General features: G+C 72.4%; 10 protein-coding genes. 5 read left to right on the forward strand and 5 right to left on the reverse strand.

From position 1 onward, the window contains the following. Nucleotides 1-244: 244 nt before the first annotated feature. The 3 genes from AC2CHE_RS17450 to AC2CHE_RS17460 are packed head-to-tail and all read right to left on the reverse strand — an operon-like array spanning nucleotide 245 to nucleotide 4,466. Nucleotides 245-1,852 carry an ABC transporter permease gene (locus tag AC2CHE_RS17450; RefSeq protein WP_484505949.1) on the reverse strand — a complete coding sequence of 536 codons (1,608 nt, stop codon included), beginning with the start codon at nucleotides 1,850-1,852 and terminating at the stop codon, nucleotides 245-247. Further along, the gene (locus AC2CHE_RS17455) at nucleotides 1,849-2,790 is read right to left on the reverse strand and encodes an ABC transporter ATP-binding protein (protein ID WP_484505950.1); all 942 of its coding nucleotides are present in this window, start codon (nucleotides 2,788-2,790) and stop codon (nucleotides 1,849-1,851) included. Before AC2CHE_RS17455 ends, AC2CHE_RS17450 begins: the two co-directional genes overlap by 4 nt. A gap of 59 nt (nucleotides 2,791-2,849) precedes the next feature. Next, nucleotides 2,850-4,466 carry a potassium/proton antiporter gene (locus tag AC2CHE_RS17460; protein WP_484505951.1) on the reverse strand — a complete coding sequence of 539 codons (1,617 nt, stop codon included), beginning with the start codon at nucleotides 4,464-4,466 and terminating at the stop codon, nucleotides 2,850-2,852. Nucleotides 4,467-4,778: 312 nt separating this feature from the next. Between AC2CHE_RS17460 and AC2CHE_RS17465 the strand changes: the two genes are divergently transcribed. Both AC2CHE_RS17465 and AC2CHE_RS17470 read left to right on the forward strand, forming a co-directional pair. Next, nucleotides 4,779-5,534 (forward strand): potassium channel family protein, encoded by a 756-nt coding sequence (locus tag AC2CHE_RS17465; protein WP_484505952.1) that lies wholly within the window; start codon nucleotides 4,779-4,781, stop codon nucleotides 5,532-5,534. 207 nt (nucleotides 5,535-5,741) lie between these two features. Beyond that, nucleotides 5,742-8,393 (forward strand): HAD-IC family P-type ATPase, encoded by a 2,652-nt coding sequence (locus tag AC2CHE_RS17470; protein ID WP_484505953.1) that lies wholly within the window; start codon nucleotides 5,742-5,744, stop codon nucleotides 8,391-8,393. Between the two features lie 44 nt (nucleotides 8,394-8,437). Here the strand turns inward: AC2CHE_RS17470 and crcB (AC2CHE_RS17475) are convergent, their stop codons facing one another. Then, a complete protein-coding gene (gene crcB, locus AC2CHE_RS17475) occupies nucleotides 8,438-8,812 on the reverse strand; it encodes a fluoride efflux transporter CrcB (RefSeq protein ID WP_484505954.1) in 375 nt (124 codons plus the stop codon). Further along, complete coding sequence (crcB, locus tag AC2CHE_RS17480) at nucleotides 8,809-9,297, reverse strand: fluoride efflux transporter CrcB (protein WP_484505955.1); 489 nt, start codon at nucleotides 9,295-9,297, stop codon at nucleotides 8,809-8,811. The genes crcB (AC2CHE_RS17475) and crcB (AC2CHE_RS17480) overlap by 4 nt, the downstream gene beginning before the upstream one ends. A gap of 185 nt (nucleotides 9,298-9,482) precedes the next feature. Between crcB (AC2CHE_RS17480) and AC2CHE_RS17485 the strand changes: the two genes are divergently transcribed. From AC2CHE_RS17485 to AC2CHE_RS17495, 3 genes are all read left to right on the forward strand, one after another. Then, nucleotides 9,483-9,818 (forward strand): YnfA family protein, encoded by a 336-nt coding sequence (locus AC2CHE_RS17485; protein ID WP_484505956.1) that lies wholly within the window; start codon nucleotides 9,483-9,485, stop codon nucleotides 9,816-9,818. 207 nt (nucleotides 9,819-10,025) lie between these two features. Further along, nucleotides 10,026-11,993 (forward strand): ABC transporter ATP-binding protein, encoded by a 1,968-nt coding sequence (locus tag AC2CHE_RS17490; RefSeq protein ID WP_484505957.1) that lies wholly within the window; start codon nucleotides 10,026-10,028, stop codon nucleotides 11,991-11,993. A 140-nt stretch (nucleotides 11,994-12,133) separates the two neighbouring features. Continuing rightward, complete coding sequence (locus tag AC2CHE_RS17495) at nucleotides 12,134-13,234, forward strand: L-dopachrome tautomerase-related protein (protein WP_484505958.1); 1,101 nt, start codon at nucleotides 12,134-12,136, stop codon at nucleotides 13,232-13,234. Nucleotides 13,235-13,357: the final 123 nt, after the last annotated feature.

Consider the following 13,357-nt stretch of genomic DNA (forward strand, 5'->3'; position numbering starts at 1 on the left):
GGGACGGGTTCGGCCATACCCGCGACTACCCCGCCAGGCCGGGGGTAAGCGCACGGTCCGTCCGCCGTGAGGAGGTTGCCGGGGGTGTCCCGTCCGTTCGTGACCCGGCCCGGCAGTGTCGCCTCCAACACCCGGTTGCCGGGCACGGTGGCGCGCACCGGGACCATGGCCCACCCGGCCGGTCAGGCCGCGTCTCCTCCCGGCCTGGCACAGCTACGGCCGGCTGCGTACCGTCGTCCGATGATCAACCCAGCAGGTCGCGACGCCGATGGCCGAACATGCCGAGGACGGCGGCGAGGACCGCAATCCCGATCATGGTCCACCACGCCGTCCAGTAGGCCGACTCGGCCGGAACAGCCGCCAGATGAGTGAACGGTGAGATCGCGGCCACCCACCCCGGCAGGTCGGCGCTGTCGGCGAGCACCTGGAGCAGGAACCCACCGACCGCGGGTAGGACACCGACGGTCGCGGTGGCCCGGGGCAGCCAGCCGAGTGCGAGTATCGCCGCGCCGAGGCAGAGCAGCACGACCGGCAGCACGTTCCAGGTGCCGGTCAGGGCCGCGGCCAGCGGCAGTGGGGCGTCCACCAGATTGGCGCCGACCCAGGTCGCCGTCGCCGCCACGGTGACGAGTACCGCCACCCCGGCGAGGGTGGCGAGCGTCTCGCCGGTCAGCAGCCGGCCGCGGCTGACCGGCTGCGCGTACAGCGACGTCAGCCGGCCATCCGTTTCGGCGGCCACGAACTCGGCGATCCGGGCCGCGGCGAAGACGCCGACCGGCACGGCGAGCAGGACGAACAGGGATGCGGTGTAGCCGCGTACGCTGCCCAGTTCGGTGAAGCCGGCGTGCGCGGCAAGTTCGGCGAAGCGCGGATTGTCCGACAAGAAGCGGACCATCGATGTCGCCAGCAGACCGATCAGCAGGAAGTACGCGCCGATCCCGGCGGCCCAGCCGGCCAGCGGGCGCACCATCCGCCGTACCGCGAACCCGTCGGCCGTGCCGAGCAGCCACTTCCGGGCCGGCCGACCGGCCGGCGCGGCAACCAGTCCGGCCCGCACGTCACGACGCCCGGACAACGCCATCGCGGCCGCACCGACCAGGAGCGCCGCACCGGCGAGCACGAACAGCGGCAACAGCCGGTCGTCGTGGTAGGGGCGGATCAGGGCGAGCAGCCCGTACGGCGACAGCCAGCGCAACCACCCCAACGCGGCGACACCTTCCCCGACCATCCGGGCCAGCAGCCCGACACCGAGCACGGCGAGGGCCAACCCGCTCGCCCCGGCCCGGGTCGGCATCACCTGCGCACTCAACAGCGCCGTCGCGACGGCGCAGAGAGCGACCAGCACGAGACCCGCCGCGTACCGGAGTGTCCCGCCCGGTGGTGTGCCGGCCGCGACGAGCACGACGCCGCCCGCACCCCCGGCGATCACCATGGCGGCGGCCAGGACGGCGAGGTGCCGACCGAGCACGGCCGGCACCGCCAGCCGGCCGGCCAGCAGGAGGTCCCACCGACCGCTCTCCTCCTCGCCCCGGGTGACCCGGGTGGTGGCGAGCACCCCCCACACCGAGAGCAGGACGGCCAGTACGGTGCCGGTCCGCCAGACGGTGAACCCACCCGCGGTGTCCAGCGCGAACGGTTCGCCGAAGAGGGTGCGGACCGCCGGGTTCTCGGCGAGGGCTGCCAACGCGGCGGCGTCGAGGGGGGTGCCGGCCGTGTTCTCGTACCCGGCGACGACAACGGCGGTGACGCCGGCCGTTACCGCGGACACGACGAGCGCGGGCCGACGGATCTGGCGCAGCGCGAGCCGGGTGACGGCGGCCCTGGCGGTGCCTCGGTCTCGGATGGCGGTCACCGGCTCCCCTCCCCGTAGTAGTCGAGGAAGATCTCCTCCAGCGTGGGCTCGCGCATGGTGAGGGTGGTGACGTCGGCCGCCGCCAGCGCCCGCAGGGCCGGGCCGGGCGGCCCGGTGAGGGTGAATCGCAGGGCAGCCCCGTCGACCTGAACGCCGTCGATCCCCTCGACGTCGGTCAACTCCGGCACCGGGCCGGCGAAGCGCACCAGCACCTCGGTGCGGTGCAGCCGACGCAGCTCGGGCATGGTGGCGACGTCGACCAGGCGCCCGGCGCGCAGGATGCCCACCCGATCGCAGACGGCCTCCACCTCCGCCAACTGGTGGGAGGAGAGGAACACCGTGCTTCCGGCGTCGCGGGCCTCGTTCACCGCGCGGCGGAACTCGCGTTCCATCAGTGGGTCCAGGCCGGCGGTCGGCTCGTCCAGGACGAGCAGCGGGGCGCGGGTGGCGAATGCGGCGACCAGTGCCACCTTCTGCCGGTTGCCGGTGGAGTAGGCCCGTCCCGGCTTCGACAGGTCGAGGGCGAACCGGGCCACCAGCTCGTCCCGGTAGGCGGCGTCGACGCCCGGCCCGGTCGAGCCGAGCAACTCCAGGATCTCCGCGCCGGTGAGCTGTGGCCAGAGCGTCACATCGGCCGGGACGTACGCGATCCGCTGGTGTGCCGTGGCCACCTCGGCGGCGGGAGTGCCGTAGATCCACGCTTGGCCGGCGGTCGGGCGGGCCAGGCCGAGCAGCAGCCGGATGGTGGTGGACTTGCCGGCGCCGTTGGGGCCGAGGAAGCCGAACACCTCACCGGCGTCGACGATCAGGTCGAGATCGTCGAGGGCGAGCAGGGAGCCGTACCGCTTGGTGAGGTGCTCGGTACGGATGGCGGGTGGGTGCACGGCGGCCTCCGCGGGGTTGTTGAGGACACGACCGCCGACCAGGCTTCCCGGCACACCAGCCTCACCCTAGGCCCGGCCGGCAACGGTGGGAAGCAGGCCACTCGCCGTGCTGCTCAACCAGCCGTCGGTACGAGGGTGGAGGGCGACTCGTCGCCGGTGTCCGGCGACGGCGACGGCGCCGCGCGTGGCGGGACCGTGGGGGTCTCCGGGGGACGCCGGACCCTGGCCGGCCGCTCCGGGTCGCCGGTCTCGCCGCGCCAGTGGGCGAGCCGTCCGGCCCGGGCGACCGCCCGCAGACGGCGTTCCGCCCGGTCCCGGACATGTGGCGTGGTGACCACCAGCAGCTGGTCACCGTGGCGCAGCCGGGCGTCCGGCTCGGGTACGAAGGTGGTCCCGTCGCGGACCACGAGGGTGACCGCGGCCGGCGGCGGCAGCCGCAGCTCGCGGATGTGCACGCCGTGCATTCGGGAGTCGGGCTCGACGGTGAGGTGCAGCAGGTCCGCGTCGATGGCGTCCAGCGGCGCGGACTCGACCTGCAGGTCCGGACCGATCCCGGCCGAGCTGAGCCGCAGGCGTTTGGCCAGCCACGGCAGCGTCGGAGCCTGCACCAGCGTGAAGACCACGACCAGCACGAATACGATGTTGAACAGCTGCCCGCTGCCACCGACGCCGGCCACGACGGGAATGGTGGCCAGCACGATGGGCACCGCGCCCCGCAGCCCGGCCCAGGACAGCAGCACCTGTTCGCGCAGCGGAATCCGGAACGGCAGCAGGGTGACCAGCACCGACAGTGGGCGAGCGAGCAGCAGCAATACCAGACCCACGGCGAGGGCGGGCAGGATCGCGGCGGGCAGCTCGCTGGGATTGGCCAACAGGCCGAGCATGACGAACAGACCGATCTGCGCGATCCAGCCGAGTCCCTCGGCCACCGACACGGTGGCCCGGCGGTGCGCCAGCCGGGCGTTGCCCAGGATCAACGCGGCAAGGTAAGCGGCGAGGAAACCACTGGCCTGGACGAGCCCGGCGGTGGCGAAGGCCAGGATGCCGCAGGAGAAGGTGGCGATCGGGTAGAGGCCGGAGGCGGGCAGGGTGAGCCGACGCAGGAACCACACTCCGGCGATGCCGATCACGATGCCGATCGCGCCACCGGCGCCGAGCTGGTAGATCATCTGGACCAGCAGTTCCACCGGGCTGGTCGCGGTCAGTCCGGTGGCGCTGAAGGCGAGCACCAGGATGACGGTGGGTGCGTCGTTAAGCCCCGACTCGGCCTCCACCAGCCCGGCCAGCCGACGGGGCAGCGGCAGGGTACGCAGCACCGAGAAGACCGCCGCCGCGTCGGTGGAGGACACCACCGCGCCCAGCAGCAGAGCCAGCTGCCACGAGACGTCGAGCAGCAGGTGCGCGCCGAGGGCGGTGACCCCGACACTTATCAGCACCCCGGCGGTGGCGAGCGCGGTCGCCGGCGCCAGCACCGGCCGGATGTCGGAGAACCGGGTGGTCAGACCACCCTCCACCAGGATCACCGCAAGCGCCGCCGTGCCCAGGGCCTGTGCCAGAGCGGCGTCGTCGAAGCGCAGCCCGAGCCCGTTCTCGCCGAGCAGCAGCCCGATGCCGAGGTACGCCAGCAGCATCGGTACGCCGACCCGGGTGGCCAACCGGGCGGCGGTGACGCTGACCAGCACGGTCGCCGCCGCGGCGATCATCAGCAGATTGACCTGTTGCAGGGTCATTCCGGAACCCGCCCCAGCCGCAGTCGACCCATGCATCCGCTCCCTCACGCTCGCGCCCGCTGTGGGGTACAAACGCCGACACCCGCCCCCACGAGGCCGCACAGCCGGCGCGCCCGGCTCTGTCAGCCGGGCGGCAACCCGTGCCACGGTGTGTCCCCGCCCTCACGTTACCGGGCGAGCAGCCACCGAATGCCGAGCGTGACGGTGACGCACTGCCCGGACGGTCCGCGGACCGCCTGTGGGGACCGATGTGCGGCTGCGCGACCATGGCCCGGTCACGCGTACGACGACGGAGCAGACGGGAGACGGCTCATGAGCGGCGAGACGGCACAGCGGACCGATCGGCTGGAGGCATGGGAGCGGGTCAGCGCCGCACCGCTCACCGTGCTGTCCGTGGTGTTCCTGGTGGTGTACGCGGCACCGATCCTGCGCCCGGACCTCAGCCCGGCATGGCGGGCCGCCTGCTCCGCCACGGCGGTCATCGTCTGGGCGCTGTTCTGGGTGGACATCCTCGTTCGCCTGCGGTTGGCCACGAACCGGCGGAAGTTCCTCCGGGAGCACCTGTTCGACCTGGCGGTGCTGACGCTGCCGATGCTGCGACCACTGCGCGCGGTACGCCTGGTCATGGTGGTGCTGACCATCAACCGCCGCACCGAGGTGTGGGCGCGCGGCCGGCTGGCCGTCTACGTCGCCGCCACCACGGCACTGCTGGTGCTGGTCTCCGCGCTGGCTGTGCTCGACGCCGAACGACTCGCGCCGGATGCCAACATCACCGCCTTCGACGATGCGCTGTGGTGGTCGACGGTCACCATCACCACCGTCGGCTACGGCGACTTCTTCCCGGTGACCACCGCGGGGCGATTCGTCGCCCTCGGTCTGATGATCGGTGGGATCGGCCTGATCGGTTTCGTCACGGGCTCGCTGGCGACCTGGATCGTCGACCGCGTCTCGGCCTCCGCCGACAAGCCGGCGGAGGTCACCGGCGACGACGTGGCGGCCCTGCGCGCCGAGATCGCCGCCCTGCGGCGACGTCTCGACCCCGATCCGGCCGAGCGGTCCGCCGACTGAACGATGCCGGCCGGCGGTGCGTGATCGGGCGTTCCGGCCTGCCGGACGGAGTTCGTCCCGCAAGATGGTGGGCGCGGCGTCCGGCCGGCCGCCGGGACGCGGGCGGCGACCCGGGCCGGCGGTCGCGGAACCGGTCTTCTGATCGTCGGCGGGGTGACGGTGACGCTCGAACAGTCAGCGGGGTCGCGGTCCAACGAACATCACGGCATGTCCACCCACGAGGTGGTGCTGCTGCTGGAGACGGATCCGCAGCGTGGTCTCGGCGATGCCGAGGCCGCCCGGCGGCTGGCCCGGTACGGACCCAACGTGCTGCCCGCCGCCGGTGGTGGCGGCCTGCTGCGTCGGATCCTGCGGCAGTTCCACAACCCGCTCATCTACGTGCTGATCGCGGCCGGCGTGGTCACCGCGGTCCTCGGCGAGTACGTCGACTCCGCGGTGATCTTCGCGGTGGTGCTGATCAACGCCGCGATCGGGTACGCCCAGGAGTCGCGGGCCGAGGCGGCGCTGGACAGTCTGCGCTCGATGGTGCGTACCGAGGCGCGGGTGATCCGCGACGGCGAGTTGCGGGCGATCTCCTCCGACGATCTGGTCCCCGGTGACCTGGTGGTGCTGGAGGCGGGCGACAAGGTGCCGGTGGATCTGCGGTTGGTCCGGCTGGCCGAGCTGCGGGTCGACGAGTCGGCGCTGACGGGCGAATCCGTGCCGGTGGACAAGCTGGAGGCGGAGCTGCCGGTGGGCACACCGGTGGCCGACCGGCGCAACATGGTCTGGTCGGGCACGCTCGTCGCGGCCGGTGGCGGCGCCGGTATCGCGGTGGCCACCGGGGCCGAGACCGAACTCGGCCAGATTCACCGTCTGGTCGGTGCGGCGGAGGCGCTGGCCACCCCGCTGACCCGCAAGCTGGCCCGGTTCAGCAAGGTGCTGACCGTGATCATCCTGGTGCTGGCGGCGGTGACGTTCGCGGTCGGCCTGCTTCGTGGCCAGGACGTGGTCGAGACGTTCACGGCGGCCGTGGCGCTCGCCGTCGGTGCGATCCCCGAAGGGCTGCCGGCGGCGGTCACCATCACCCTGGCGATCGGGGTCACCCGGGTGGCCCGCCGACGGGCGGTGATCCGTCGTCTGCCGGCGATCGAGACGTTGGGCAGCACGACGGTCGTCTGCTCCGACAAGACCGGCACGCTCACCGAGAACCAGATGACGGTCCGGGCGCTGTGGACTCCGGACGCCGAGTTCGAGGTGACCGGCGCCGGCTACCGGCCGGAAGGGGAGGTCCGCGACGACGGCCGGGGCGGCGAGGCGCTGCGTTGGTCCCTGCTGGCCGGGGCCGGATGCAACGACGCGCGGGTACGCGAGCAGGACGGCGAGTGGCTGCTGGCCGGTGATCCGACCGAGGGCGCGATGCAGGTGGTCGCAACCAAGGCGGGAATCGACCACGGCCGGCTGTCCGCCGACTATCCACGCCGGGACACCATCCCCTTCGACTCCAAGCGGCAGTACATGGCGACGTTGCACGACGAGCGGGCCACGGGCCGCGCGGTGGTCCTGGTCAAGGGTGGTGTCGAGCGGATCGTGTCGATGTGCCGGGGCGAGCTGGGTGCCGACGGGCAAGTCCGCCCGCTCCGCGCCGACGCCGCGCTCCGGGCGGCCGAGGATCTGGCCGGTCGCGGGCTGCGGGTGCTGGCCACCGCCGTACGACCACCGGACGGCGCGGACGACGGCTTCGACGAGGTCGCGCTGCCCGGCACCCTGGTCCTCACCGGGTTGCAGGCGATGCTCGACCCACCCCGCAGCGCCGCCGCCCCGGCGGTGCGGGCGTGCCACTCGGCGGGCATCGACGTCAAGATGATCACAGGCGACCATGCGGCGACCGCCGGTGCCATCGCCGGCCGGCTCGGCCTGCTCGACTCGGACCGCCCGGACCGGGTGGTCACCGGGACCGATCTCGAAGAGTTGCCCGCCGAGGGGTTCGGCGAGACGGTGGACCGGGCCGCCGTCTTCGCCCGGGTCTCCCCGGAACAGAAACTCCGGCTGGTCGAGACCCTTCAGCAACGAGGTCACGTCGTCGCGGTGACCGGCGACGGCGTCAACGACGCACCCGCGTTGCGGCAGGCGAACATCGGCATCGCCATGGCCCGATCCGGGACCGAGGTGGCCAAGGAGGCGGCCGACATGGTCCTCACCGATGACGACTTCGCCACCATCGAGGCCGCGGTGGAGGAGGGCCGCGGGGTCTTCGACAACATCATCAAGTTCATCGTCTGGACGCTGCCGACGAACCTCGGTGAAGGGCTGGTGGTGCTGGTCGCCATCGTGCTGGGTGTCACGCTCCCGCTGCTGCCCACCCAGATCCTCTGGATCAACATGACCACCGCGGTCCTGCTCGGCCTGATGCTGGCCTTCGAGCCGAAGGAGCGCGGCATCATGCGACGGCAGCCCCGCGACCCGGCCCGGCCGCTGCTGACCGGCCCTCTGGTGATCCGGATCCTGCTGGTGGCCACGCTGCTGGTGGCCGGCGCGTGGTGGGTGTTCCAGTGGGAACAGTCCAACGGTGCCGAGGTCGCGCAGGCGCGTACCGCAGCCATGAACGTCTTCGTCGTGGTCGAGACCTTCTACCTGTTCAGCTGCCGGTCGCTGAGCCGCTCGGCATGGCGGATCGGCTTCTTCACCAACCGCCTGCTGCTGCTCGGCGTTGCCACGCAGGCCCTGTGCCAACTCGCCATCACGTACCTGCCACCGATGAACGCGATCTTCGACACGGCGCCGATCGGGCCCGACGTGTGGTTGCGCATCCTGGCTGTCGGGGCGGTTTCCGCCGCCGTGGTCGCCGTGGACAAGCGGCTGCGCCACAATCTCGGCTGAACGTCCCACCCCACGCTGCCGGCGATCGCGAGAACGCGCCGCGTTCAGCCCCACATCGTCTCGGCGAGGGTGACGCCGACGAGCGCGGCACCCAGCGCGGCGACGACGCTGACGCCGGCGTTGATCAGCGCGGAGAGCCGGGCACCGTCCTCGAAGAGCCGGATCGTCTCGTAGCCGAAGGTCGAGTAGGTGGTCAGCGCGCCGCACAGACCGACGCCGAGCAGGGCGACCAGGGAACCGGGCACCGCACCCACGGTGGCCCCACCGATCAGGACGCCGAGCAGGAGCGAGCCGACCACGTTGACCACGAGGGTGCCCCACGGAAAGACGGTTTCGTGACGTGCCTGCACCGCCCGGTCGACGAGGTAGCGCAGCGGCGCGCCGAGAGCGGCGCCGAGCGCCACCAGGATGACGGTCATCCGACGCTCCGGTCCCGGTCCACGCCGGTCGCCAGCCGGGTCAGGGTCACGCCCAACCGGACCGCCACGAGGGCGGCGACGAGGGTACCGGCGAGATACAGCAGGCCGGTCCGCACCGTTCCGGCCGCCACCGCCTGCTGCACCTCGACGGCGTACGTCGAGAAGGTCGTGAAGCCGCCGAGCACGCCGACGCCGAGGAAGGGCCGGACCAGGCGGTGCGTGGTCCACGCCTCGGTGATCATCACCATCAGCGCCCCGATGAGCAGGCAGCCGGCGACGTTGACGGCGAAGGTGGCCCACGGAACACCGCGCGGCGGATGCGGAAAGGCCACGGTCAGCCCGTGACGTGCCAGCGCGCCGACCATTCCGCCGACGGCGATCGCGGCGAGTAGACTGGCGGTCCCGCCCCGCAGTTCCGCGCGCTGACGCGGAACACTGAGATCAACATCCGGATCGACGGGCGGTCGCTGTGCGTCCACGCTCATCCTTTACCAGTACGCGGGTGTCTGGCAGGGACCGTTGGCGGCGGTGCCGCGGTTGTCCCGCACCGGCACCGGTGGCGGGCCCCACCGCCACGGGCACCTCCGGTGGGTGCCCTGCGCCGAGGATAACGCCGCTCGCCCGACGTCGACCGGGGGGTGCGGCCACCCGGTGACGGTAGGGTCCGGCGGTGACCGTGCTGCGTTCCGTCCTGCTGTTCGCCCTGGCCGCGATCGCCGAGATCGGCGGGGCCTGGCTGGTGTGGCAGGGCTGGCGGGAGCACCGGGGGCTCTGGTTCATCGCCGCCGGGGTGCTCGCCCTCGGCGCGTACGGTTTCGTCGCCACCTTTCAGCCCGACCCGAACTTCGGCCGCATCCTGGCCGCGTACGGCGGGGTTTTCGTCGCCGGTTCGCTCGCCTGGGGAATGATCTTCGACGGCTTCCGTCCGGACCGCTGGGACCTCACCGGTGCCGCGATCTGCCTGCTCGGCGTCGCCGTCATCATGTACGCCCCGCGCGGTGCCTGACGGCTGCCGGAGTTCGCCGAGAGGCGGTGACCGGACCGGCCGGGCGGGTCGGCGCGCCGACAGGGCTGGACCTCGGTCGCTTCGACGGTGACTATAGGTGGCTGGTCGAATGCTGCCGGCTACGACTGGCGGTCGCCCCGCTCCGTACCTCGGTGCCATCGCCCGGCCGGAGATGGCGGCCACGTTCACGGACCAGGGAGGTGTGCCATGGCCGCCACGTCGACCCGGCGTCGTGACCGAGCGGAGCAGGCCGGGTCGTCGGCCGGGGAGTCGGTGCTCCCCGAGATGCGGGCCATGTGGTGGGAGACGGGGATGCGGGCGCGGACCCAGGCCGGTCTGCTCGCCGTCTTCGCCGAACTGCCCCGGCTGATCTGGGCAGCCCTGCGGATCAGCTGGCGGGCCGACCGGCTGCGTACCTCGGTGGTCGCCGTGGCGACGGTCGGTGCCGGCGTGATGTCGGCGTTCGGGCTGCTCGCGACGCAGCGGGTGCTGGTGGAGTTGTTCGCCGGTGGGCCGACCGGGGAGAAGGTGGTGGCCGCGCTGCCGGCGCTCGCGGTGCTGGCGGTCGCCACCGCTACGCGGTCCGGCATGGCGATCGCCACCGGTTACGCCCTGAACGGGCTGACGCCCAGGGTCAGCCGGGAGGTGGAGCGCGGGCTGTTCGAGGTGACCACCGCGGTGCGACTGGAGGCCTTCGACGCGGACGCTTTCGCCGACGACATGGAACGCGCTTCCCGGGGCACCGGTTCCGCCGTGGACCTGGTGCCCGCCTCGATGAACCTGCTCGCCGGGCTGGTGGGGGTGGTCGCGGTGACCGTGGCCGTGGCGGTGATCCATCCGCTGCTGCTGCCGGCGCTGCTGGTCGCGACCGTGCCGAACGCGTGGGCGTCGCTGCGGGCCGGGCACCTGCGGTACCAGACCTACATCGCCGGCTCGGTCCGGCGACGTCGGATGTGGCTGCTGCACCGGCTGATGGCCGAACGGGCGTCGGCGCCGGAACTGCGCTCGTACGGCCTGCGCCGGTTCCTGCTCGACCAGTACGACCGGGTGATGGCGGTGGAGACCGACATCGAGCTGGCCCTGGCGCGTCGGGTGACCACGACGGTCACGGTGGGCTCGATGATCGGGGGCATCGCCACCGCCGTGGTCTACGTGCTGCTCGGCCTGCTGCTCATCGACGGGCAGATCCCGCTCGCGGCGGCGGCCACCTGTGTGATCGCGGTGCAGGCGGCGCAGCGTTCGTTGGCCGTGGTGACCTTCCAGATGGACCGCGTCTACACCGAGGGCCAGCACTTCCGCGACTACACCGGGTTCATGACCCGCGCCGCCACCTACCTGCCGGAGCAGGCGGCGGTGGCGACACCCGACCGGCTGCGGGTGCTGACCGTAGAGGCGGTGAGCCTGCGTTACCCGGATCGCGACGTGCCGGCGGTGGATCATGTGACATTGACCGTCGAGGCGGGGCAGACGGTGGCCTTCGTCGGGGAGAACGGATCCGGCAAGAGCAGCCTGGCCGCGATGATCGCGGCCCTGCGCACGCCCAGCGACGGGGTGATCCGCTGGAACGGACGGCCCCTGCCCGAGCTGGCCCGCGACGAGTTGCGTGGTCGCATCGCCGTGGTCACTCAGGAGTACCACAAGTGGCCGTTCACCGCCGCCACGAACATCGCCATCGGGGACATCGACACCGAGGCCCGGCAGGACCGGATCGAGGCCGCCGCCGCCCGGGCGGTCGCCGACGAGATGATCCGTGAGCTGCCGCACGGGTACGAGACGCTGCTCGACCGCACGTTCGCCAAGGGGCAGGACCTCTCCGGCGGCCAGTGGCAGCGGATCACCGCGGCTCGTGGTTTCCTCCGCGACGCCGAGCTGCTGGTGATGGACGAGCCGTCCTCGGCGCTCGATCCGCGGGCCGAGGACGCGCTGTTCCAGGCCATCCGCGACCGGCGTGGCCGGGCCACCACCATCCTGATCACGCACCGGCTGGCCAACGTCCGACACGCCGACCGGATCTTCGTGCTGCATCACGGTCGTCTGATCGAGCAGGGCACCCACGACGAACTCGTCGCCGCCGGTGGTCGGTACGCCGAGCTGTTCGCCCTCCAGGCCGCCGGCTACGCGGACACCGACCGCTCACCCGCGCCCCGGCAACGTCCGTACCCGGCCGCTGGCTGAGACCCGCCGGCGCGTCGGACGGAGCAGCCGCGCCGTCGGGTTTGCCGCATCCGACGACGGGAACGGGGGTTGCACCGGCCGCGTCCGGTGGGCGACCCGGGCAAGGGTACGGGCACGTGGCCCGACGGCAGGAGCAGCGGATGAGCGAGCCCGTGTCCGACGAGCCCGTCGGCGAGCTGGAACTGGTCCATGCCTTCACCGGGCCGATGCCCACCGGGGTCAGCGTCTCGCACACCGGCCGGATCTTCGTCAACTTTCCCCGGTGGGGCGACGAGGTGCCCGTCACCGTGGTCGAGCTGCGCGAGGGTGCCGAGGTGCCGTACCCGGACGAGCGGTGGAACCAGCCGCGTGACGACGACCCGGCTGCCTTCGTCTCGGTGCAGAGCGTGGTGGTCGACCCCGTCGACCGGCTCTGGGTGCTCGACACCGGCAGCCCGAGATTCCAACCGACTCGACCGGGCGGCCCCAAACTGGTCCGGATCGACCTGGTCAGCGACACCGTCGCCCAGGTGATCACTCTTCCGCCGGACGTGGCGCCGCCCACCACGTACCTCAACGACGTGCGCTTCGACCTGCGGCGCGGCGAGGCGGGCCTGGCGTACATCACCGACTCCTCGGCGGCCGGGCCGAACGGGATCATCGTGGTCGACCTGGCCAGCGGTGCCTCCTGGCGACGACTGCACGACCATCCCTCGACCAAGGCGGAGCCACTGTCCCGTTTCCGGCCGGTGGTGGAGGGGAGACCCCTCCTGCAACGACCGGCCGACGGGCCGCCGAGTCCGTTGACGATCGGCGCGGACGGGATCGCCATCTCCGCCGACGGTTCCCGGCTCTACTACTGTCCGTTGGCCTCGCGCCAGTGGTACAGCGTCGCCACCGACGCGCTCGCCGACGTCTCGGCCAGCGCGGAGGAGGTCGCCGCGACGGTGGTCCACGAGGGCGACAAGGGCACCGGCTCCGACGGCCTGGAGACCGACGACGCCGGGCGGATCTACCTCACCGCGTACGAGCACAACGCAGTGCTGCGGCGGCACCCGGACGGCGAGTACGAGACGGTCGTCCACGACCCTCGGCTGCTCTGGCCGGACACCCTGTCGGTGGCGGTGGACGGGCACCTCTACGTCACCGCGAACCAGTTGCACCGGCAGCCCAGCCTCCAGCAGGGCAGGGATCTGCGCCGCAAGCCGTACGCGCTGTTCCGGATCCGGATCGACGCCGGACCGGTGCTGCTGCGGCGCTGAGCCCGCGCCCGCCGGCAGCCCCGGTACGGCTCATCGCGCCGGGGTCGCTGCCGGTACGGCTCAGCGCGCCGGGTCGGTGCCGGAGCGGCGGCGCAGCAGGAGCACCGCCGCGGCGGCCACCAA

The organism is Micromonospora sp. ATLC16 (assembly GCF_057196645.1).

Coding starts and splice junctions, on each gene's coding strand:
- AC2CHE_RS17460 (WP_484505951.1), bottom strand. CDS start 4,466: ATGACCCTGCAACAGGTCAATCTGCTGATGATCGCCGCGGCGGCGACC.
- AC2CHE_RS17465 (WP_484505952.1), top strand. CDS start 4,779: ATGAGCGGCGAGACGGCACAGCGGACCGATCGGCTGGAGGCATGGGAG.
- AC2CHE_RS17470 (WP_484505953.1), top strand. CDS start 5,742: ATGTCCACCCACGAGGTGGTGCTGCTGCTGGAGACGGATCCGCAGCGT.
- crcB (WP_484505954.1), bottom strand. CDS start 8,812: ATGACCGTCATCCTGGTGGCGCTCGGCGCCGCTCTCGGCGCGCCGCTG.
- crcB (WP_484505955.1), bottom strand. CDS start 9,297: ATGAGCGTGGACGCACAGCGACCGCCCGTCGATCCGGATGTTGATCTC.
- AC2CHE_RS17490 (WP_484505957.1), top strand. CDS start 10,026: ATGGCCGCCACGTCGACCCGGCGTCGTGACCGAGCGGAGCAGGCCGGG.
- AC2CHE_RS17495 (WP_484505958.1), top strand. CDS start 12,134: ATGAGCGAGCCCGTGTCCGACGAGCCCGTCGGCGAGCTGGAACTGGTC.